A 21999-nucleotide genomic window follows, 5' to 3' on the forward strand; every position below is an offset into this window, starting at 1 on the left:
ACTTTTGGCACGCTGTTGAGTTCTCAAGGAACGGACGCTTCCTTCGAAACCGTTTCACCGGTTTCTCCGGGCGCTTCCCTTCGGTGTGTCTCCGACTCTATCAGATTCAATCCGGTAGAAGTTCGGGGTGCTTCTTTTCGGAATTCCAGGAATGGAATTCTTCGCTTCGAAGCGGAGAAGATACTAACCGTCGCGATCGAGTTCGTCCAACTCGGGGCAACTGTTCGAATCTACTGCCCAGCCTACTCCGTGTCAACGAAGTTCTGGGGCGGAGGAGACAGTAGCAGCTCGGCGGGGGTGTCCGCACATCACGCGGCGGTGGGGACGGTTGTCGGGCGGTCCGCCTCGGATATGTCCCCGGTTTCGCCCGCTTCGGCCGCTCGGCGGCCGACGACGTAGACGTACGCGAGGAACGCGAGCTCGGCGACGACGCCTATGAGGATGCGGGCCCAGGTGGGCAGGCCGGAGGGGGTGACGAAGCCTTCGATGACGCCGGAGACGAAGAGGACGGCCGCGAGGCCGATGGCCATGCCCAGGGCGGAGCGGCCCTCTTCCGCCAGGGCCTCTCGTCGGGTGCGGGGGCCCGGGTCGATGACGGTCCAGCCGAGGCGCAGGCCTGTTCCCGCGGCGACGAAGACGGCGGTCAGCTCCAGGAGGCCGTGCGGGAGGAGGAGACCGAGGAAGGTGTCGAGGCGTCCCGCCGAGTCCATGAGGCCGATGCCGATGCCCAGGTTGAGCACGTTCTGGAAGAGCACCCAGAGGACGGGGATGCCCAGGAGGACGCCGAAGACGAGGCAGACGGCGGCGGCCTGGGCGTTGTTCGTCCATACCTGGGCGGCGAAGGATGTCGCCGGATTGCTGGAGTAGTAGCTCTCGTACTGGCCGCCGGGGCGCGTCATCTCGCGGAGCTCGTCGGGGGCGGCTATGGAGGCGCGTACTTCCGGATGGGTGCCGACCCACCAGGCGATGAGGGCCGTCGCGGCGACCGACAGGAGGGCCGTGGGGACCCACCAGTGGCGGGCGCGGTAGACGGCGGCGGGGAATCCGGCGGTGAAGAACCGGGCGGCGTCCTTCCAGGAGGCGGTGCGTGCGCCGGTGACGGCGCTTCGGGCACGGGCGACCAGGTTGGTGAGATGGGCCGTCAAGGTCGGGTCGGGGGCGCTCGACTGGACCTGGGAGAGGTGGGTGGCGGCCCGTTGGTAGAGGGTCACCAGTTCGTCCGCCTCGGTGCCGGTGAGGCGGCGCCTACGGCGGAGCAGCTCTTCGAGGCGGTCCCATTCGGGTTGGTGGGCCGCGATGAAGACATCCAGGTCCATGGGGAGAGCTTGGCAGACAGGCGCGGGTGGAAGGCAGGCTGTGAGACGGTCCGCAGGGGCGGAACGTGGGTCCAGGGAGGGTGGGTGCGCTGGTGAACGAGCTGGTCACAGGGGATGCGGTCGTCCTCGGGCTGCGTCCTGCCCGGCTGCCGAGCCGGGCGCTGGCCGTCGCCATCGATCTGGCCCTGGCCTGGGCCGTCTATCTGATCGTGACCATGGCGCTGCTGGTGGCCACGGCTTCTCTGGACGATGCCGCGCTCGCGGCCGTTCAGGTGGGTCTGTTCCTGCTGGTGCTCGTGGGGGTGCCCATCGCGGTGGAGACGCTCAGCGGCGGCCGTTCGCTGGGGAAGCTGGTGGCGGGGCTCCGGGTCGTACGGGACGACGGGGGGCCGATCCGGTTCCGGCACGCCTTGGTGCGCGGGGCGGTGGGGGTGATCGAGATCCAGCTCTCCTTCGGTGTCATCGCGTGCATCGCCTCGCTGGTCTCCTCGCGCGGGCGACGGCTCGGGGACGTCTTCTCGGGCGCGCTGGTCGTACGGGAGCGGGTGCCGACGGCGCGGGGGTCCGTGGTGCCGCCGCCTCCGGCGGGGGTGGCGGGACTTTTCGAGGGGCTGGACCTGTCGCGTGTGCCGGACGGGCTGTGGCTGGCCGTACGGCAGTACCTGATGCGGGCCGGGCAGTTGGACGAGGCCGTGGGGCGGTCGATGGCGGAGCGGCTCGGCGACGACATGGTGGCGTGGACGGGCGTTCCGGCGCCGGAGGGGATGCCCGCCGCGGTCTATCTGGCGGGGGTCGTCGCGGAGCGGCAGGCGCGGGACGCGCGGCGCGTGCTGCCGGAGGAACCGGGGGACGCCCCGGACGTCGCCCCGGATGTCGTCCCGGACGTCTCCGGGAGCGGGCTCCCGGCGGGAGAGGGCCGGACGGGATACGTGGCGCCCGTACGGGCCGATGGCGCGCGCCAGGAGGCCCCCGCGGCGGAGGGGGCGCCGGGCGGGGAGCCGTCGCGGCGGACGGGGTTCGTGCCGCCCTCGTAGCGCGTCAGGTGAAGGTCGACGGCGGGGATTCGAGGTCTTCGAGCTCGATGCCGGGGGCGGCGAGGACCACGTCGCCGGTGAGGTGGATCTGGTGCTGGTCGCCGGTCTCCAGGTCGTTGACCTGGTAGTTCTCCACGGTCAGGGGGCCACTGTCAGTGGCGTGTGATTCGCTGTCGACCATCGCCCAGGACTGGTCGAGGGTCCGGGGCGCGAGGACGGGGGGTGTGAAGGCGACGAGGCGTACGCGGGTGGCCGGGCTTCCGGGTTCCGGGCGCAGCAGACGGGCCGTCGCGACGAGGAAAGCGGGGGACGCGCCGGTGAAGGCGTGAGCGGCGGCATTGCCCTCCTGGGCGTGCTCGCCGGTGGGGTCGGTACGGACCCAGGTGACGCCGTCCAGCGCCGCGCCACGGACCTGCCATCGGGCGGCGCGGAGCTCAAGTCTGAGGGGGCGGCCCCTGTGGTCGAGGGTCAGGTCGACGGAGCCCGCGTGATCGCCGGAGGGGGTGGTGATCTGGGAGACGTAGCGCCAGCCGGAGGGGCCGGGGGCGCACTGGAAGTGCTCTTCGCCGAGGGGGGTGTGGTCGTGGGGATCGTGGAGCGAATATCGGCCGCGGGGCATGGTCGTCTTCGGAGTCCGGGATTCGTGCGGTGGTGAGGGCTGCGGGCTGAGGACCGCGTGCCCGCACCGCGGGCGCGGGGCCCACAAGGTGCGGGGCCAGGATGCTACGGGCAGGCCCCCGCCGGAGCGGGGGCCTGGGACCTGCTGCTGACCGTCAGGTGATCAGTAGCGGTAGTGGTCCGGCTTGTAGGGACCCTCGACCGGGACGCCGATGTAGTCGGCCTGCTCCGGGCGGAGCGTGGTCAGCTTGGCGCCGAGGGCGTCGAGGTGGAGGCGCGCGACCTTCTCGTCGAGGTGCTTCGGGAGCACGTAGACGTCGGTCGGGTACGACTCCGGCTTGGTGAACAGCTCGATCTGGGCGATCGTCTGGTCCGCGAAGCTGTTGGACATCACGAAGGACGGGTGTCCGGTCGCGTTGCCCAGGTTCAGCAGGCGGCCCTCGGACAGCACGATGATCGTCTTGCCGTCCGGGAAGGTCCAGGTGTGGACCTGGGGCTTGACCTCGTCCTTGACGATGCCCGGGATGGCGGCGAGGCCGGCCATGTCGATCTCGTTGTCGAAGTGGCCGATGTTGCCGACGATCGCTTGGTGCTTCATCTTGGCCATGTCCGAGGCCATGATGATGTCCTTGTTGCCGGTCGTGGTGACGAAGATGTCGACCTGGTCGACGACGTCGTCCAGGGTCACGACCTGGTAGCCGTCCATGGCCGCCTGGAGCGCGCAGATCGGGTCGATCTCGGTGATCAGCACGCGGGCGCCCTGGCCGCGCAGGGACTCGGCGCAGCCCTTGCCGACGTCGCCGTAGCCGCAGATGAGAGCGGTCTTGCCGCCGATGAGCACGTCGGTGGCGCGGTTGATGCCGTCGACGAGGGAGTGGCGGCAGCCGTACTTGTTGTCGAACTTCGACTTGGTGACGGCGTCGTTCACGTTCATCGCCGGGAAGAGCAGCGAGCCCGCCTGCTGCATCTCGTAGAGCCGGTGGACGCCGGTGGTGGTCTCCTCGGTGACGCCGCGGATCTCGGAGGCGAGCTGCGTCCACTTCTGGGCGTTCTCGCCGAGGGTGCGGTTGAGGAGCTGGAGGATGACGCGGTGCTCGTCGTTCTCGGCGGTGTCGACCGAGGGGGCCTTGCCGGCCTTCTCGTACTCGACGCCCTTGTGGACGAGGAGGGTGGCGTCACCACCGTCGTCGAGGATCATGTTCGGGCCGCCGGTGGGGGTGTTCGGCCAGGTCAGCGCCTGCTCCGTGCACCACCAGTACTCCTCCAGGGTCTCGCCCTTCCAGGCGAAGACCGGGATTCCCTTCGGGTTCTCCGGGGTGCCGTCGGGGCCGACGGCGATGGCCGCGGCGGCGTGGTCCTGGGTGGAGAAGATGTTGCAGGAGGCCCAGCGGACCTCGGCGCCCAGGGCGACGAGGGTCTCGATGAGCACGGCCGTCTGCACCGTCATGTGCAGGGAGCCGGTCACACGGGCACCCGCCAGGGGCTGTTCCTTGGCGTACTCCTCGCGGATCGCCATCAGGCCGGGCATCTCATGCTCGGCGAGCTTGATCTCCTTGCGGCCGAAGGCCGCCAGAGAGAGGTCCGCGACCTTGAAGTCCTGGCCGGTCGTGGAGGTCGTCATACGAGCTGCTCCTCGATGTCGAGGTATATGGCTGGCTTGGTCCGTGCTGCGGCGCGAGGAGCGGGTGCGGCCGGGAGGGGGCCTTACGCGCAGCAGGCCGTACGCACAGCGCGTTCAGCGTCTCCGGACACACTCGTCCCTTGTTGCTCGCAGCTCAGTCCGTCGGAGGCCCTCTCTCCCTCGGTGGCCCGCGGAGCGGACCGCCCGACCGCCATCAGCAGCGACGTCTGGCTCTACGAATCTACACCGCCCGTCCAGTCGAGCGGATTGCTTCGTCTCGCCGCAAGGGCGAGACTGGGGCAGTTTTCGGCCGCTTGCGTGCCAGCTCGCGCGGCCGGATCCGCAGGACCGAACGACACTCGCAGAGCATGCGAACACCCCCACACGCACCACACACCCCCCAATGAAGCTGGCCGAGCAAGGAGAACCACGTGACCAGTTCCGCCGAACCCCGCGACGGGGCGGGAGGGGCGGCCGAGCCGGGCCTGAGGCTGCTCGCCGTGACGGCGTGCCCCACGGGCATCGCGCACACCTACATGGCCGCCGAGAAGCTCACCCAGGCCGCCGAGGCACGCGGCATCGCGATGAAGGTGGAGACCCAAGGTTCGATCGGGGCCGAAAACGTCTTCTCTGACAACGATGTCGAAGCCGCCGACGGAGTGATCATCGCCGCCGACAAGGACGTCGACCGCAGTCGGTTCGAGGGCAAGCGGCTCCTGGCCGTCGGCGTCTCCGAGGGCATCAGCGACCCCGACGGGCTGATCGACAGGGTGCGGGAGGCGCCCGTGCACCAGGGCGGCGCCGCGGCGCCCGCGCGGGCCGGGGCCGGCCGCCCGGGAGGCGGCGGCGGTGGCGGCGGCGAGGGCCCGGGCGGGCCCGCCGGGGCCAAGGGCAAGGGCAAGGAGCGGAGCATCGGCTACAAGGCGCTGATGAACGGCGTCTCGTACATGATCCCGTTCGTGGTCGTCGGCGGTCTGCTGATCGCCGTCTCGCTCGCGCTGGGCGGCGATCCGCAGGCCGACGGCGGCCTGGTGATCCCCGACGGCAGCTTCTGGAAGCACGTCAACGACATCGGGACCATCGGCTTCACGCTCATGGTGCCGATCCTCTCCGGCTATATCGCCTACGCGATCGGCGACCGGCCCGCGCTCGTGCCCGGCATGATCGGCGGCTGGATAGCCAACACCGGTGAGCTGTACGACTCGAAGTCGGGCGCCGGGTTCATCGGGGCGATCGTCACGGGCTTCCTCGCGGGCTATCTGGTCCAGTGGATCAAGAAGGTCAAGGTCCCCACGTTCGTCCGGCCGATCATGCCGATCATCGTGATCCCGATCGTGTCGACATCGGCGCTGGGGCTCTTCTTCATCTACGTCATCGGCCGCCCGATCTCCTGGGTGTTCGAGAACCTGACCGATTTCCTGGGCGGCATGACGGGCGCCAGCGCGGCCCTCCTCGGGATCGTCCTCGGGCTGATGGTCGCCTTCGACATGGGCGGCCCGGTCAACAAGACCGCGTTCCTCTTCGGCGCCGGTCTCGTCTCGAAGAACCCCGAGGTCATGGGCATGGTCGCGGCGGCCATCCCGGTGCCGCCGCTCGGACAGGGGCTGGCCACGCTGCTGCGCCGCCGCCTCTTCGACGCACAGGAGCGCGAGACCGGGTACGCCGCCCTGTTCATGGGCTTCTTCGGCATCACGGAGGGCGCCATCCCCTTCGCGGCGGCCCGGCCCGCCCGGGTCATCCCCGCGAACATGCTGGGCGGCGCCGTGGCCGGTGCCGTCGCGGGCATCGCGTCGGTGGGCGACAACGTGCCGCACGGCGGCCCGATCGTCGCGGTGCTGGGCGCGGTCGACGGGGTCGCGATGTTCTTCGTCGCGATCGTCATCGGTACGGCCGTGACCGGCCTGGCCACCGTCGCGCTGATGTCGCTCGGCAAGGGCGCGCCGAAGGACGCGGAGACCGCGCCCCCATCCCCGTCCCCCGCTCCGGATGCCGCTCCCGCTCCCGTCCGCGAGCCCGTGCTCGCCACGGCGGGCGGCGGCTCCGCGGACGCGGGCACGGGAGCTTCCCTCTCCAAGGCCGAGGACACTTCTCCCGCCGAGGACGCCTCCCCCACCGGTACGGCCGTCCCCGAGGTCCTCTCCGGCTATCTCACCGAGAACACCGTCAAGGAACGGCTCTCCGCCGGGGACAAGGACGCGGCCGTACGGGAAATGGCCGAACTTCTCGCCCGTACCGGCAAGGTCACCGACACCGAAGCGCTCGTACGGGCCGCGCTCGCGCGGGAGGAACAGGGCACGACCGGGCTGGGCGAGGAGATCGCCATCCCGCACGCCAAGACGGACGCGGTCAGCGCCCCCGTCGTCGGCTTCGCACGTGCGCCCGAGGGCATCGAGTGGGGCGCCCTGGACGGGACGAAGGCCAGGCTGGTGTTCATGATCTCCGTGCCGGAGGCCGCCGCCGGGGACGAGCATCTGCGGATCCTCGCCCTGCTGTCCAGGAAGCTGATGGACGCGGGTTTCCGGCAGCGCCTGCTGGACGCTCCGGACAGGAGCGCCGTGATGGAGGTCCTGGGAGAGATCCAGTAGCCGGATTCGCCGACGGGTCTGTCAACCGAAGTTGAACGGCCGTGCCTCGCTCCATTGTGAAATGGTGCGACGCACGGCCGTTCGGGTTCTGTGCTCCTCAGGAGCGGGTCTCACGCAGTATGTCCGGCTCCAGGTAGATGGCCCGGGCGATCGGTACGGCCGCGCGGATGCGCTCTTCCGCCGCGTCGATGGCCGCGGCGATCTCCGTGGCCGTGCCGTCGTGAGCCACGGCCACCTTCGCCGCGACCAGCAGCTCCTCCGGACCGAGGTGGAGGGTGCGCATGTGGATGACGCTCGTGACGGTCCGGCCGTCGACGAGGGCCGCGTGGATCTTCTCGCGTTCCGCCGGGTCGGCGGACTCGCCCAGGAGCAGCGACTTGGTCTCCGCCGCGAGGACGATCGCGATGGCCACCAGCAGCACGCCGATGCACATCGTGCCGATGCCGTCCCAGACGCCGTCGCCCGTGAGCAGCGCGAGCCCCACGCCGCCGAGGGCCAGCACGAGGCCCACGAGCGCGCCCAGGTCCTCCAGCAGGACGACGGGCAGCTCCGGGGCCTTGGCCCGGCGCACGAACTGGCCCCAGCTCAGCGAGCCGCGGACCTCGTTGGACTCCCTGATGGCCGTACGGAACGAGAAGGTCTCCGCGATGATGGCGAAGACCAGCACGCCCACGGGCCAGTACCAGTGCTCCACCTCGTGCGGGTGCTTGATCTTCTCGTAGCCCTCGTACAGCGCGAAGACGCCGCCGATGGTGAAGAGAACGATGGAGACGAGGAAGCCGTAGATGTACCGCTCACGGCCGTAGCCGAAGGGGTGCTCCTCGCTCGCCTCCTTCTTGGCCTTCTTGCCGCCGAGCAACAGCAGACCCTGATTGCCGGAGTCGGCGAGCGAGTGGACGCCCTCCGCCAGCATCGAGGCCGAGCCGCTGAACCCCGCGGCGACGAACTTGGCAACCGCGATGGCCAGGTTCGCACCCAGCGCGGCGACGATCGCCTTCGTTCCGCCTGATGCACTCACGAGTCGCGCGTCCCTTTCTCCGGTGGGGCGGCCGTTCCGTCAGACGGCCACTGTGGCGCGAAAGAGCGTACCGTCACCGGAGACGTGGACCCGCTCGCCCGCCGGAACGAAGGCCGACCCGCCCCGATCGAGCGTGAGTTCGGCGCCGTTGTCCGTATCGCGCAGTACGGCCTGTCCCGCCGTGCACAGCAGGATCTGGGGCGCGCCCGCGTCCAGGGGATGCGATCCGGCCCCCGGCGCGAGCACGTAGCGGGAGAGCCGGAACTCGTCGACGGGGGTCTCGTACAGCTCCTCCTCGTCGGAGTCCGCCTCCGGGCGCAGGATCGCCGGTTCGGTGGGCTCGAAGCGGACGATACGGAGCAGTTCGGGAACGTCGACGTGCTTGGGGGTGAGCCCGCAGCGCAGCACGTTGTCGGAGTTGGCCATGATCTCGACGCCGAGGCCGTCGAGGTAGGCGTGCGGAACGCCCGCGCCGAGGAAGAGCGCCTCTCCCGGGCGCAGGTGCACGTGGTTGAGCAGCATGGCGGCGATGACGCCCGGGTCGCCGGGGTAGTGCCGGGCGATGCCCGCGTAGACGGCGTACTCCGCGATGCGTCCGGCCGTGAGAGTCCCGGAGGGCTCCTCCTCCGCGAGCCGTTCGGCCGCCGCCGTGGCCTGGGCGACCGTTTCCGCCATCTCGTCCTTGTCGGCGGTCAGTACGGCGGACAGGACCTCGCGCAGGGCGTCGCTCTCCGGGCGCGCGTGCAGGATGTCGACGTACGGCTTGAGGCCGCCCACGTCCAGCCCGTCCAGCAGCGCCGCCGCGTCGTCGGCCGCGCGGAAGCCGCACAGGCCGTCGAACGGGGTGAGCGCGCAGATGAGTTCGGGCTTGTGGTTGGTGTCCTTGTAGTTGCGGTGCGGCGCGTCCAGGGGGACGCCGCGCTCCTCCTCGTCCGCGTACCCCTCGGCGGCCTGCGCGAGGTCGGGGTGCACCTGGAGCGAGAGCGGGGACGCGGCGGCGAGGAGCTTCAGCAGGAAGGGCAGCCGGGGCCCGAAGGCGCGTACGGTCCGCTCCCCCAGTTCGCCCTCCGGGTCGGCCGAGACGGCGTCCAGGAGGGAGACGGTGCCCGTGGCGCGTTCCACGCGGGACGGGGCGCCGGGGTGGGCGCCCATCCACAGCTCCGCCTGCGGCTCACCCGTGGGCGGGGTGCCGAGCAGTTCGGGCAGTGCGGTGGTGGAACCCCAGGCGTAGGGCCGGACGGTGTTCTCCAGGCGGTCCATGGTGGTGTGCTTTTCCTGTCGTCCTGTGGTGACGGGGCGTCCCGCGGTGGCGGGCCGGTGCGGACGTGCGGTTCATACGGTGCGGTTCGTACGGCCCGGGCGGCCGTACGGTACGCGCCGTACGGTCACGCCCAAGGGGAGTCGCTGTCGGCGAGCGTGAGGTAAACGGCCGCGAAATCGGCGGTGGCGATCAGCTCGGCCGCGGCCTCCAGGGGGCTGCTGCCCTCGGAGGGCTCCAGCTCGCTGAGCGGGGTGTCGTTCGCGTACGCCATGTCGCGCGCGGCGACCATGGCGGAGTCCCCGGCGGGGGCGGCCTCGCGGAGGAGGACCACGCGGGCGTGCAGGGCCTCGGGCTCCTCCACGCGGTCGCGGAAGAAGTCGTCCGGGTCGGAGGCGGCGGCGAAGCCGCCCGCGAGCAGCGCCCCGTGGGCCGTCATGGCCTCCGGCAGTCCGGCGGTGAGCGCGGGCTTGCCGGGCAGCGCGGCGAAGGCGGCGGCCCAGTGGCGCGCGGCGACGTCGGCGACGGGGCCCTCGCTCCACAGGAGCGGCAGGGCGCCCGCCAGCTCGGCGGCGAGGGTCTTGCCCGGGTTGCTGTACGGCGCGATGGCGGGGCCGCACCGCTCGGCGACCTCGTCGAGGCGGTCGGCGAGGGACTCCAGGGCCGGGGCGTCGGCCTGGACGAGCCCGAGCCGGTCGAGGAGCAGCAGGAGGGGCGTGAGCAGCGCCCAGAGCGTCCCAGGCGCCACGGGAGGCTGCCCGGCGGGGATCGGGGGCCCGGGGGCCTCCCCGGCCGTCTCCGACGCCGTCAGAGGCGCGACGGGCACCGCCGTGGGCGCGGGCGGCTCGGGGGCCTCCGGCGTCTCGTAGCGCTCGTACGGCCCGGGCGCGAGGGGGACGGCGAGGCCGCGCGTCTCGCCGATCGCGTCGGCGAGCGGGGCCGTGCCGGGGGTGACGGCGACGACTGTGCAGCCGCGCCGGTACGCCTGGTCGACCAGGGCGGCGAGGCCGGGCTCGGCGCCGTCGTGCGTGACCAGCAGCACGAGGTCGAGGGGGCCCGCCCAGCCCGGGAGGGTCCAGCGGAGGGCGCCGGGGGCCGAGAGGCGGCCGGTGGGGCGGAGCAGGGTGACCGGCACGGAGCCGTTGCTCAGGGCCGCGAGCGTCTCCGAGACGCAGGCCGTGGTGGGCCCGGGGCCGGCCACGAGCACGCCGCGCGGGCGGCCGTCCGGCTGGAGACGGGTGAGCCCGGCCTCCATGGCGAGCCGGAGCCCCGCACGGACGCGTGCCCCCGCCTCCGCCGCTCCGCGGAGCAGTCCGTGCACGTCGGCGCGTGCCAGCTCCTCCGGGGCGTCGAGGAGTGACTCGTCGAGCATCTTCCGTGGCCTCCGTTCGGCCGCCGGCCGCCGGGCGGTGGCGGTGGGCGGCGCCGGTGGGTCGGGCGTCGGACGTGCCGGGCGCCGGGCGGTCCGGCGTCAGGCGGGTCGGCGGGCCTCGTCCACGAGCAGGACCGGAATGCCGTCACGCACCGGATAGACGAGACCGCACGCGTCGCCGGTGCAGATCAGCTCCTCGGCCTCCTCGCGCAGCGGCGCGTGGCACGCCGGGCAGGCGAGGATCTCCAGGAGACCGGCTTCGAGCGGCATGTGTTCCCTCCAGGGGCGAGGTGCTGCTGACTGTGCGGTCAGGGTACCGCTGGGCCTGCCCGGACGTACGCGCGGACGGCGCACGCCCGGACAGGCCCGGTACGGACCGTTCCGGCAGACCCTGGGGCACGGCGGGACCGGGCCCGAGCGCGGTGGGATCAGGCCCGGACGAGGCCGAGCACCTCGTCGCGGAGCCGCGCGACGGTGCCGGCGTCGCGCGCCTCGATGTTCAGGCGCAGCAGGGGCTCGGTGTTGGACGGGCGCAGGTTGAACCACCAGTCGGCGCCGGTGACGGTGAGGCCGTCCAGCTCGTCCAGCTCGGCGTCGTCGCGGTCCGCGTAGGCGGCCCGGACGGCGGCGAGGCGGCCGGTCTGGTCGTCGACGGTGCTGTTGATCTCGCCGGAGGCGGCATAGCGGTCGTAACGGGCGACCAGCTCGGACAGCGTCCCGTCCTGTCCGCCGAGCGCGGCCAGCACGTGGAGGGCGGCGAGCATGCCCGTGTCGGCGTTCCAGAAGTCGCGGAAGTAGTAGTGCGCGGAGTGCTCGCCGCCGAAGATCGCGCCCGTCTTCGCCATCTCCTCCTTGATGAAGGAGTGGCCCACGCGCGTACGGACGGGGGTTCCGCCGTTCTCCTTGACGACCTCCGGGACGGACCAGGAGGTGATCAGGTTGTGGATGACGGAGGAGCCGGGCTCCTTGGCCAGCTCGCGGGAGGCGACCAGCGCGGTGATCGCCGACGGGGAGACGGGGTCGCCCTTCTCGTCGACGACGAAGCAGCGGTCCGCGTCACCGTCGAAGGCCAGGCCGATGTCGGCGCCCGTCTCGCGCACCCGGCTCTGGAGGTCGACGATGTTCTTCGGGTCGAGCGGGTTGGCCTCGTGGTTGGGGAACGTGCCGTCCAGTTCGAAGTAGAGCGCGTCCAGTTCGAGGGGCAGCCCCTCGAAGACGGTCGGGACGGTGTGGCCGCCCATCCCGTTGCCCGCGTCCACGACGACCTTCAGCGGCCGGATGGCGGCCAGGTCGACGAGGGAGCGCAGATACGCCGCGTAGTCGGCGAGCATGTCCCGCTGGGCGAGGGTCCCTTCGGGCTTGTCCGTACGGGGCGCGCCGCCCTCCTCGGACCACCGCTCGACCAGGGCGCGGATCTCGCTCAGGCCGGTGTCCTGGCCGACCGGGGCGGCGCCCGCGCGGCACATCTTGATGCCGTTGTAGCGCGCGGGGTTGTGGCTGGCCGTGAACATGGCACCGGGCAGGTCCAGTTCGCCGCTGGCGAAGTAGAGCTGGTCGGTCGAGCAGAGCCCGATCTCCGTCACGTCGGCGCCCTGGCCGGTGGCCCCGCGTCCGAAGGCGCGCGCGAGCCCGGGAGACGAGGGGCGCATGTCATGCCCGACGACGATGGCGTCGGCGCCGGTCACCTGGACGAAGGCGGCACCGAACAGCTCGGCGAGCGCCTCGTCCCACTGGTCCGGCACCACACCGCGCACGTCGTACGCCTTCACGAGCTCCGACAGATCAGCCACGGTCAGCCCTCTCCTGGGGGTCCTCAACGGATGAGGTGGTCAACAGGCGACCAAATCTACCCGGGCGGGTGAGAGGGGGTGAGATCGGGCGGAACGGCGGGTCCGGCGCGCGGGGCCGCCGGAGGCGGTGCCCGGGGGTGAACTCCTAGGGGGTGTCTGACACATGAGCGCGGGAGAAGGAGCGGTGTCTGGTGCGTGCGATCGCAAGGCGCCGGAGCGCCCTCGTAGCGGAGCTACTAGGGCGTTTCGGCAACGCCGCGAGCGTGCGTGCCAGACACCGCGACGCCGCGGGCATTTGTCAGACACCCCCTAGGACTCCGGCGAGCGCAGCACCCGCAGATGGCCGCGCCGGGCGACCTCCATCGGGTCGGCGTCACGCCCGTCCGGGCCGCCGAGCGCGTCGGAATGGGAGGGCGCGGAGGGCTCCTGCCGGGGCGTACGGGCCGCCTCCCGGACCGCGTTGGCGAGGGCTTCGAGATCGTCGCCGCTGGGGCGGGCCGAGGCCGCGTCGATGGCGAGCCGGACGACCTCCCAGCCGCGCGGCGCCGTCAGCCGCTCCGAGTGCTCGGCACACAGGTCGTAACAGTGCGGCTCGGCGTAGGTCGCGAGGGGGCCGAGAACGGCCGTCGAGTCCGCATAGACGTACGTCAGCGTCGCGACGGCGGGACGACCGCAAGCGGTGCGCGAACAGCGACGTACAGGGCTCACGACGTTGGACCGTACCGCACTCTTGAGCGGGCTGCGACGACTCACCCCCGCGTCACCCGGCCGTGTCGTCCCGGTTCGCCGGTTACGCCTGATCTGCTGGAAGACGCGGAGGACCGGCCGAGGGGCCCGGATTCCGCCGCGCGCGGGGCCCATGGGGGCCGCGTGAGCACCGTACGGAGCGTCCGGAGGGCTACGCTCGGACGTGATGAACAGCCCCGTACCGCCGCACCGGTCCGACCCGCGGCCGCGCAGCCGAGACCGGCACGGCCGCGGCATGCGCGGTCCCGTGGCGCCGCCCCAAGTCCCCTTGGCCGTCAGCAGGGCGGAGGCGTTCGACGATCTCGTGCGTGACTCCGTGAACCGGCTGGAGCGGCACTGGCCGCAGCTCGCGAGCGTCGAGTTCGCGGTGCAGGAGGTGCCCCGCACGGACAACGGCGAGCTCACGGAGGGCGACGACGCCGTTCCGCTCGGACGGGTCGCCGAGGGGACCGGCGACCGGCCGGACCGCGTGATCGTCTACCGCCGTCCGGTCGAGATCCGTACCCGCACCCGCGACGAGCGTGCCCTGCTGGTGCACGAGGTCGTGGTCGAGCAGGTGGCCGAACTCCTGGGACTCGCACCCGAGTCGGTCGATCCGCGGTACGGCCAGGACTGACACCACCGGCCGGGCCCCGGCCGGTGCGGATCTCGCCCGGTAAGGGCCTCACCCGGTAAGGGCCTCAGTCCTCCGTCAGTACGGAGAGGTCCTCCGCCGCGTCCGGGACCGCGACCGTGCTGCGGTCGTCGGGCAGGGTCTGCACGGTGAACGCCGGGATGCCGTCCTGCTCGCGGGTGAGCGTGCGGGAGGCGTGCACGGGGCCACCGGAGATCCGTTCGACGGTCACCGCGAAGCTGCCCTTGCCGCCCTGGGGGCGGGGCGGGGCGAGGGACTTGGTGGTGTGCGCCTTGACCGTGACGGTGGTGGACCGAGGACTGCCGCCGCCACTGCCCGCCGACGATGTCACCTTGACCTTCGCGTCCTTGTCCGTCGCGGTCAGGGCCAGTTCCGAGCCGCGCGCGGAGTTGTCGGCCGCCGTCGCCCTCTTCTCGACCGCCGGGGACGACGGGATGAACGCCGTCTCCTGGCGGGCGCCCTTGCCACGGGTGACGCGCACCGCCGCGACGAGGGGTGGGGCGTCGGCCTTGTCCTCGGCCGGGGAGAGGACGAGCGATCCGGGGTCGCCCTTGGTCAGTTCCTTCAGGTCGACCGCTGAGGTCATGCCCGCCTTCACATGGAGCGTCTCGTAGCCCGCGGGGCTGATCTCGCCGGACGGGCCCGCCAGCCGGACCTTCAGGTCGGCGTCCTTGCCGCCGGGCGCGAACGCGACGAGCCGTACGGACGTCGCGTCGCCCGGGATGCCGGGCATGACCGCGCGGGGCGTGGCGTCGGCGGCGGAGGCGATCCAGTCGCCGCCCAGTTTCTCGTCGGCCGCGTTCACCTGGGCGCCGACCCGCCCGTTACGGGCGATGACGTGCAGGGTCGCATTGGTGACGGGTTTCGCCGTCAGGGTCGAGAGCAGCACGGGAACGGTCGAACGGGGCGGCACCGTGATGCCCTCCCCCGCGCCCGAAGGGGCCTTCTCCTTGCCGCCCTTGCCGTACATCTCCAGGTCGACGACCGCGCTGGCGGAGTCCGGGTTGGTCAGATGGACGTAGTCCTGGCGCCCGTCGGCCGTACTGACCGCGGGGAACCAGAAGGTGGTGTCCGGGGTCACGCAGGACGCGCCCTGGAGCCCCCTGCCCGCTCCGGCGCTCACCACGGTCGTCTGCTGAACGGTCCAGCCGGGGGCGAAACGGCCGTCCGCCGAGCCCGTCAGCGCGGGCGCCTCCGAACTGTCCGTCGTGGACGTCACCGGGGTGCCCGGCGTGCTCAGAGGGACGACGGGTTTGCCGTCGCCCTTGGAGCCGCGTTCTTCGGTACGCCCCTTGCCGCGCTTTTCGCCCTTGCCCCCCTTGCCGTCCTTATTCCCCTTACCGCCCTTGCCGTTCTCGTCGCCCGTACCGCCCGTACCGCCGTCCGGGTCGGCCAGTTCGGCGGGACGCAGTTCGGCACTGCCCTTCTTGCCGGGTGCGCCCTTGGGGGCGAAGGCGGTGTACGTGGTCTCCGCCACGTCCGAGACGGACGGCCGGGCGCACACCAGGGTCGAGCGTTCGACCGGCTTGCGCTGGGCCGCCGGGGCGGAGGCCGCGTCCTTCGCGCCGTCGTCCCCCGGGGCGGCGACGGCGGCCACTCCTGTCACCGCGGCGAGCGCGACGACGGCACCGGCGAAGCCGTAGATGGTGCGGTTCACTGCTGGCTCCCGTCACTGCCGTAGGTCGTGCCGCCGTACCCGTACGGATCCGCGTACTGCTGCTGGTTCTGCCAGTCGTCGTACTGAGACGGCTGCTGCTGCGGAGGGACATACGGCTGCTGGCCGTACGGCTGCGCGGCGTACGGGTCCTCGTACGGCTGCGCGTATCCGGGATCGTACGGCTGCTGTTCCGGCGCCTGCGCGGGAGGCGCCGGAGGAGCCGGTGGCGCGGGAGGAGGCGGCGGGCCCTGCGGTGGCGCCGGGGGCGCCGGGGGCTCCGGCGCCTGTTCCGGCATCTGCTCCGGTGCGTACTGCTCCGGAACGGGCGCTCCCTCGGCCGCCGCGGCGGCACGCAGCCTGCGGGCCCTGCGGCCGTCGCCCGAGGCGGGCTGCTCCGGAACGGGGGGCGGGCTGTCCGGCAGGTCGTCGTCGACGTCCCGGCGGCGCCCGGGCAGGGCGAGGACGAGGACGACCAGGGCGAGGAAACCCTGCCCCCATGTCCACAGGGTGTGCGTGAGCGGCGTCTCGTGGGCGAGGTCCAGACGGCCGCCCCCGGTGGGCAGTTCGAAACCCTGCGCCCATCCGTCGACGGTCACGCTCTTGAGGGGCTCGCCGTCGAGCGTGGCCCGCCAGCCGCTGTCCGCCGAGTCGGCGACGCGGAGCACCCGTCCGGACGGGCCGGACGGCACCTCGGTGTGGGCCTCGACGGGACCGGCGGCGACGGCGACAGGCGCCGTGACGGCACCGGCGGCGCCCTTCTCCTGGCCGCCCGGCACGATCGAGACCCGGGAGACCTGCCGGTCGACGCGCCACAGGGCACTGCCGTCCTCCTGGCTGAGCCGGGTGAGGCCCGGGGTCGCGTCCAGGACCCGGCGCATCTCGCGCGGGGCACCGTCCCGTACGAGCACGTAGCGCACCGCGTAGCCGCCGAGCTGGCTGGTCTGGTCGGCGCCCGAGCCCGCGACGAGATTCGCCACGACGTTCCCGAGCCGCTCGTCGGCCCCGCCGGCCGAGGCGAGGTCGGCGTCGCCCATGCGGGCGCCCGAACCGCGTACGAGCGTGTACGAGACGCCGTCGGCACCGCCGCCGTCCCCGGCGAGGACGAGGGTGCGGGCCTGGTCCCGGGTGCCGCTCTCCTCGGCGACGAAGGCGGGTACCTGTACGGGGTCGCGGCGCGAGAGGGGCCCGTCGGCGCCGCCCACCATCCAGCCGACGGCGGCGACGAGGGGCGCGGCGACGGCCGCGGCGGCGACGAGCGCGGCGACGGGCTGCTTCCAGCCGAAGCTCTGCGCGGCAACCCGGTCCTTGGCGCCGTCGGCGCCGAGGGCCGCGGCGCTGAGCAGCGCGAGCCCGTAGACGAGGGTGGCGGGACCTGCCCAGGTGGAGCCGTTGGAGACCGCGGCGAACAGCAGCGCGACCAGCGCGGCCGTCCAGGACGCGAGGATCGCGAGCCGCCGCTCGGCGCGCAGCAGCGCGGCCAGCCCGGCGAGCACCAGTCCGGTCAGCAGCAGCCCGCCGGGGGTGCCGGGGCCGCCCGGCGAGAGGGTGACGAGGTCGAGCGCGGAGGCGGACCCGGTGCCGTAGGAGAGCCCGGCCTCCTTGAGGAAGTCCTTCGGCGAGGTCAGCAGCGTGACCGACCAGGGCGCCAGCAGCACCATGGGCGTCGCCAGCGCGATCAGGGAGCGCGCGGCGGCCCCTCCGTAGGACTGGCCGGTGAACGGGCACAGCGCGACCAGCACGACGGCGAGCACCAGCGCGACCGGCCAGACGACCGGCGTGAAGGCGGTGGCCAGGGTCAGCAGCAGCGCGTACGCCCAGGCGGCGCGCCAGCTCGTACGCCCGCGCAGTCCGCCCGCCGCGACGGCCGCGCGGGCGAGGAACGGGAGCAGGACCGCGAGGACGGCGGTGCCGATGCGCCCGCCCGCGAGGGCGCCCGTGGCAGGGGGCAGGAAGGCGTACGCGACGCTCGCCCAGGCGCGCACCAGGCGAGACTCGACGAGCGGCCTGGAGGCGAAGTAGGCGGTGAGCCCGGCGAGGGGCACGGAGCACACGAGCAGCAGGGTGAGCGCGAGTCCGGTGCTGCCGAACAGGAGGGTCGCGAAGGCGGCGACGACCGCGAGGTACGGGGGCGCCGACTGGGTGCCGCCCGTGCCGACGGTGTGCCAGCCGTCCACGTAGCGCGCCCACAGGTCGGAGACGTCGGCGGGCGCGGGCAGCAGCGCGCCGCCCGCCAGGGAGCCGCCGCCGACGAGTTCGCGGCAGGCGACGAGGGAGACGAGGAGGAGGACCGCGAAGAGGATGGGGCCCGGCTTGCGGGCGAGCCTCTTGAGCCGCGCGAACTGCTCGACCTCCAGGAAGTCCGCGTCCTCGTCGCCGGGACCGGACTCGACGGCTCCGTGCCGCCCTCCGGAGGAGAGTTCGGGCTCGGAACGGCCGCCGAAATTGCTGGCGACCTGTTCGGCGGTGGCGCGCAGGGTCGCGCCGGGCGGCGGGAAGAGGGGCCGCAGGTCGCCGTGGGTGACGACGGGCCTGCCGCGCCGCCGCCGGGCCCCGGCGATCTGTCCGGCGCGCAGCAGCGTCCCGGTCAGGCCGGTGAGTTCGTCGAGGGCCTGCCGGGGGACCTTGCCGACCAGATAGGCGAGGGCGCGCAGCAGGGTGCCGAGGACGAGCCGCAGCAGCACCCAGGGGAGCTTGGCGGCGGGCGCGTTGGCGAGCAGCGTGTAGACGGCGCCCGCCTTGTCGACGCGGTGCGGGCTGGCGCCGCCGCGGGCGCGGCCGACGCAGTCGACGGGACGGCGCTCGCGGGAGGAGGCCTCCGCGTGCCGCATCACCGCGTCGGGGACGACGAAGACCCGGTGGCCCGCCGCCTGGGCGCGCCAGCACAGGTCGACGTCGTCGCGCATGAGGGGCAGCCGCCGGTCGAATCCGCCGAGCTGTTCGAAGACGTCGCGGCGGATGAGCATGCCGGCGGAGGAGACGGAGAGGACGGGGCGCACCTGGTCGTGCTGGCCCTGGTCCTGCTCGCGCCGTTCGACGCCGGTCCAGCGGCGGCCGCTGTTGGCGATGGAGACGCCCGCTTCGAGGAGCTGCCTGCGGTCGTACCAGCTTCGGAGCTTGGGGCCCGCGACGGTGACGGAGGGGTCGGCGTCCACGACGCGCAGCAGGTGCGTGAGGGCGTCGGCCTCGGGCGCGCAGTCGTCGTGCAGCAGCCAGAGCCACTGCACGGGCTCGCCGTGCGGCAGTTCGGGCATGTCGTAGGCGTCGTCGCGCCAGGTGCGGCTGACGGGGTCCCAGCCGCTGGGCCGCTTGAGATAGGGGAGGTCGTCGGGGGTGAGGACGGGCGCCGTACGGGCCGCCTCCTCGACGGCCGTGCCGAAGCCGGTACGGCGGGCGAGGTGGAGCACGCGTTCGGGGCCGAGGGACTCGGTGACGAGCCGGGCGGAGTCGTCGGCGCTGCCGGTGTCGGCCGCGACGACGTTCTGCACGGGGCGGTCCTGGCCGAGCAGTCCGGCGAGCGCTTCGGGGAGCCAGCGGGCGCCGTCGTGGGAGACGAGCACGGCGGTGACCACGTGCCGTGGGAACTCGGGGGCGGCGGCCGACCCGTAGGTGGACGCCACAGGGCTGTGCACGGACATCGAGGTAGGGGCCCTCCCCGGCTGCGGGGGCCCAGCGGCGAGGCCGCACGAGGCTGCAAGCCCCCGGAGAGCCCTCGTAAGAAGCTGTATCGGACTGCGTCGGACTGCGGTGCGCGCACGCCCCGATCGGGGTCCCGCGCTTTTGACCGGCCCCACACTAACGGCTCGTTGCCGCCCGTCCGCCGCCTCCGTACAACTGTCCCCGCTGGTCCGGGCAAGGACCCCGTGGCCGCGATGTCACGCCGCTACGTCACACAGCGGCCTTCTTCAGGCGGCGACGTTCACGCTCGGACAGACCGCCCCAAATACCGAAACGTTCGTCGTTCGCCAGGGCGTATTCGAGGCATTCCGACCGGACTTCGCAGGCGAGGCAGACCTTTTTCGCCTCCCGGGTGGAACCACCCTTCTCAGGGAAGAACGACTCGGGATCGGTCTGCGCGCACAGGGCGCGCTCCTGCCAGCCGAGCTCTTCGTCCGCCTCTTCGACCAGCAGTTGTTGGAACAGCTCGGTCATGTGCGCGCCCCTCGTCCGTCTTTACGTCCCCGTGATGCCGTCGTTATCGAACTCACTTGAACGACACGGGTGAAATTACAAGTGCGCCGATCCGGGCCAGTCAAGCCGAGATCTGCTATTGAGCCCGTTATTCACTCGGCGGAACCAAACCTTCGCAGTAAGTGTTCAAATCACCACAAACCACGACAGCCGCGCACGGACAGCGACCGCTCCGTCTCGCTCCGGAGGGAGCCCCGGTGACCTGCGGCGTCGTCGCGCCTCTCGGGCGGAGGCGACCTGGATCACGGTCCGATCACAGAAGCACAACGACGTTTACGTGCGCCACTGCTGCGCCATTTCTCCCGTGAGCGCCAGCACAAACCTTTCGCCGCCACCGGCAACCGGATGCGGTGAAACATTACGCTCAAACCAGACATCTGGTTGACAGCGGGGCCCCCGGCCCGTTCTGCTTGTTCGTATGCCAGTGACCTCTGAGACTCGTACGGCCCGCCGCGGGCTCTCCCGCGCGCGCCTCTTCTCAGCCGTCACGGAGCACGAGCGCTGTTGCCGCTGCTGTAGCTGTCGCTGCTGTTGAGTCGTTGAGCGGTTCGTCTCCGTCTCCTCATCCAGCGCCACCACCACAGGCAGTCCGCCCGTTCCTCTCCCGGAAGCGCTCCGTACGTGAACAGCGACGTTGAAATCGCCGGCGACCCGCTCGCCGTCCCGCATCTCCTCCCGGCCCCCGCCGCGCACCCCTCCACGGTCGCGGGCTTCGCCGGGCTCATCCGTTCGATCGCCGCCGACCGCGCGAGCTGGGAACCGCTCGTGCGCTACGACCCGACGGTGCGCTGGTACCACCGGCTGCGCACCGGGCCCGGGTACGAGGTCTGGCTGCTGAGCTGGCTGCCGGGACAGGGCAGCGGCGTCCATGACCACGGCCCCTCCTCCGGCGTCTTCGCCGTGCTCGACGGCGAGCTGACCGAGCGTTCGCGGGACGCGCGGCGCACGCTCCCCACCGGCACCACACGGGTGTTCGCACCCGGATACGTGCACGAAGTGGTCAACGACGGTCTGGAACCGGCCGTGAGCGTGCACGTCTACTTCCCCGGCCTGACCGAGATGCCGATGCACTGCTCGGCGGGCCCGGCCGCCGCGCGGGACGCCGGTGTCGATCCCGTGGCCAGGTGACGGCGCGGGGTCCCCGGCTGCGAGACTGTCCGTCATGCAGCGCATTGTGGTTCTGGCCGGGGGCATCGGCGGTGCCCGCTTCATCCGCGGGCTCAAGTCCGCCGCGCCCGACGCGGAGATCACCGTCATCGGGAACACGGGCGACGACATCCACCTGTTCGGGCTGAAGGTCTGCCCCGATCTCGACACCCTCATGTACACGCTGGGGGGCGGTATCCACGAGGAGCAGGGTTGGGGCCGGGCCGACGAGACCTTCGTGGTGAAGGAGGAGTTGGCGGCGTACGGCGTGGGGCCCGAGTGGTTCGGGCTCGGGGACCGCGACTTCGCGACCCACATCGTCCGTACGCAGATGATCGCCGCGGGCTATCCGCTCAGCGCGGTCACCGAGGCGCTGTGCGCCCGCTGGCAGCCGGGCGTGCGGATCCTGCCGATGACGGACGACCGCGTCGAGACGCACGTCCTCATCGACACCGCTGATCTCGGCGACTCCGTCGCGGGCGACGCGGCCGAGGGGCGCAAGGCCGTGCACTTCCAGGAGTACTGGGTGCGGCTGCGCGCCTCCGTCGACGCGCACGCCGTCGTCCCCGTCGGCGCGGACGCCGCCAAGCCCGGGCCCGGCGTGCTGGAGGCCATCGCCGAGGCCGACGTCATCCTCTTCCCGCCGTCCAACCCGGTCGTGAGCGTCGGCACCATCCTCGCCGTGCCCGGCATACGGGAGGCCATCGCGGACGCGGGCGTGCCCGTCGTCGGCCTCTCCCCCGTCGTCGGGGACGCGCCGGTGCGCGGCATGGCCGACAAGGTGCTCGCCGCCGTCGGCGTCGAGACCACGGCCGCCGCCGTCGCCCGGCATTACGGCTCGGGGCTGCTCGACGGCTGGCTCGTGGACACGGTCGACGCGGACTCCGTGCCCTCCGTCGAGGAGGCGGGGATCCGCTGCCGCGCCGTGCCGCTGATGATGACCGGCACCGAGGCGACCGCCCGGATGGCGCGGCAGGCGCTGGAGCTGGCCGAGGAGGTACGGGCGTGAGCGCGG

At 72.3% G+C, this 21999-nt stretch carries 17 protein-coding genes; 5 read left to right on the forward strand and 12 right to left on the reverse strand.

Features of this window, described 5'->3' with window-relative positions; genetic code table 11:
- Nucleotides 1-308 precede the first annotated feature (308 nt).
- Nucleotides 309-1316 carry a stage II sporulation protein M gene (locus ABD343_RS00005; protein WP_344522562.1) on the reverse strand — a complete coding sequence of 336 codons (1008 nt, stop codon included), beginning with the start codon at nt 1314-1316 and terminating at the stop codon, nt 309-311.
- 92 nt (nt 1317-1408) lie between these two features.
- Between ABD343_RS00005 and ABD343_RS00010 the strand changes: the two genes are divergently transcribed.
- Entirely contained in the window at nt 1409-2350 is a 942-nt protein-coding gene (locus ABD343_RS00010; RefSeq protein WP_344522563.1) for an RDD family protein, read from the forward strand.
- Between the two features lie 4 nt (nt 2351-2354).
- Here ABD343_RS00010 and ABD343_RS00015 read toward each other — a convergent pair whose 3' ends face one another.
- On the reverse strand, nt 2355-2969 hold the full coding sequence (locus ABD343_RS00015; RefSeq protein ID WP_344522564.1) for a hypothetical protein: 615 nt from the start codon (nt 2967-2969) through the stop codon (nt 2355-2357).
- Between the two features lie 162 nt (nt 2970-3131).
- A complete protein-coding gene (gene ahcY, locus ABD343_RS00020; protein ID WP_344522566.1) occupies nt 3132-4589 on the reverse strand; it encodes an adenosylhomocysteinase in 1458 nt (485 codons plus the stop codon).
- Nucleotides 4590-5020: 431 nt separating this feature from the next.
- Between ahcY and ABD343_RS00025 the strand changes: the two genes are divergently transcribed.
- The gene (locus tag ABD343_RS00025) at nt 5021-7174 is read left to right on the forward strand and encodes a fructose-specific PTS transporter subunit EIIC (RefSeq protein ID WP_344522568.1); all 2154 of its coding nucleotides are present in this window, start codon (nt 5021-5023) and stop codon (nt 7172-7174) included.
- Nucleotides 7175-7271: 97 nt separating this feature from the next.
- Here ABD343_RS00025 and ABD343_RS00030 read toward each other — a convergent pair whose 3' ends face one another.
- The 6 genes from ABD343_RS00030 to ABD343_RS00055 all read right to left on the reverse strand — a co-directional run bounded on the left by ABD343_RS00030 (nt 7272) and on the right by ABD343_RS00055 (nt 13320).
- Nucleotides 7272-8192 carry a cation diffusion facilitator family transporter gene (locus ABD343_RS00030; protein WP_344522570.1) on the reverse strand — a complete coding sequence of 307 codons (921 nt, stop codon included), beginning with the start codon at nt 8190-8192 and terminating at the stop codon, nt 7272-7274.
- Between the two features lie 39 nt (nt 8193-8231).
- On the reverse strand, nt 8232-9452 hold the full coding sequence (gene manA, locus ABD343_RS00035; RefSeq protein WP_344522572.1) for a mannose-6-phosphate isomerase, class I: 1221 nt from the start codon (nt 9450-9452) through the stop codon (nt 8232-8234).
- Between the two features lie 125 nt (nt 9453-9577).
- On the reverse strand, nt 9578-10822 hold the full coding sequence (locus ABD343_RS00040) for an SIS domain-containing protein (RefSeq protein WP_344522574.1): 1245 nt from the start codon (nt 10820-10822) through the stop codon (nt 9578-9580).
- Nucleotides 10823-10921: 99 nt separating this feature from the next.
- The gene (locus ABD343_RS00045) at nt 10922-11092 is read right to left on the reverse strand and encodes a Trm112 family protein (RefSeq protein WP_344522576.1); all 171 of its coding nucleotides are present in this window, start codon (nt 11090-11092) and stop codon (nt 10922-10924) included.
- A gap of 158 nt (nt 11093-11250) precedes the next feature.
- The gene (locus tag ABD343_RS00050) at nt 11251-12612 is read right to left on the reverse strand and encodes a phosphomannomutase/phosphoglucomutase (protein ID WP_344522578.1); all 1362 of its coding nucleotides are present in this window, start codon (nt 12610-12612) and stop codon (nt 11251-11253) included.
- A 309-nt stretch (nt 12613-12921) separates the two neighbouring features.
- Nucleotides 12922-13320 (reverse strand): DUF3499 domain-containing protein, encoded by a 399-nt coding sequence (locus ABD343_RS00055; RefSeq protein WP_344522580.1) that lies wholly within the window; start codon nt 13318-13320, stop codon nt 12922-12924.
- A 205-nt stretch (nt 13321-13525) separates the two neighbouring features.
- On the opposite strand from ABD343_RS00055, the gene ABD343_RS00060 reads away from it, so the two are divergent.
- Nucleotides 13526-13975 carry a metallopeptidase family protein gene (locus ABD343_RS00060; protein WP_344522582.1) on the forward strand — a complete coding sequence of 150 codons (450 nt, stop codon included), beginning with the start codon at nt 13526-13528 and terminating at the stop codon, nt 13973-13975.
- Nucleotides 13976-14039: 64 nt separating this feature from the next.
- Here the strand turns inward: ABD343_RS00060 and ABD343_RS00065 are convergent, their stop codons facing one another.
- The 3 genes from ABD343_RS00065 to ABD343_RS00075 form a co-directional block, all read right to left on the reverse strand.
- Nucleotides 14040-15650: a DUF5719 family protein gene (locus ABD343_RS00065; RefSeq protein ID WP_344522584.1), complete on the reverse strand. Its 1611-nt coding sequence runs from the start codon at nt 15648-15650 to the stop codon at nt 14040-14042.
- Nucleotides 15647-19285: a glycosyltransferase gene (locus ABD343_RS00070; protein WP_344522586.1), complete on the reverse strand. Its 3639-nt coding sequence runs from the start codon at nt 19283-19285 to the stop codon at nt 15647-15649. Before ABD343_RS00070 ends, ABD343_RS00065 begins: the two co-directional genes overlap by 4 nt.
- Before the next feature lie 250 nt (nt 19286-19535).
- A complete protein-coding gene (locus tag ABD343_RS00075) occupies nt 19536-19799 on the reverse strand; it encodes a WhiB family transcriptional regulator (RefSeq protein ID WP_004952403.1) in 264 nt (87 codons plus the stop codon).
- A 660-nt stretch (nt 19800-20459) separates the two neighbouring features.
- Here ABD343_RS00075 and ABD343_RS00080 point away from each other — a divergent pair.
- Entirely contained in the window at nt 20460-20966 is a 507-nt protein-coding gene (locus ABD343_RS00080; protein ID WP_344522588.1) for a cysteine dioxygenase, read from the forward strand.
- Nucleotides 20967-21000: 34 nt separating this feature from the next.
- Nucleotides 21001-21993, forward strand: coding sequence for a 2-phospho-L-lactate transferase (gene cofD, locus ABD343_RS00085; RefSeq protein ID WP_344522590.1), 993 nt, complete (start codon nt 21001-21003; stop codon nt 21991-21993).
- The last annotated feature ends 6 nt before the right edge of the window (nt 21994-21999 follow it).

The sequence above is a fragment of the Streptomyces albiaxialis genome, from assembly GCF_039530985.1.
GTDB classification, from domain to species: Bacteria; Actinomycetota; Actinomycetes; order Streptomycetales; family Streptomycetaceae; genus Streptomyces; species Streptomyces albiaxialis.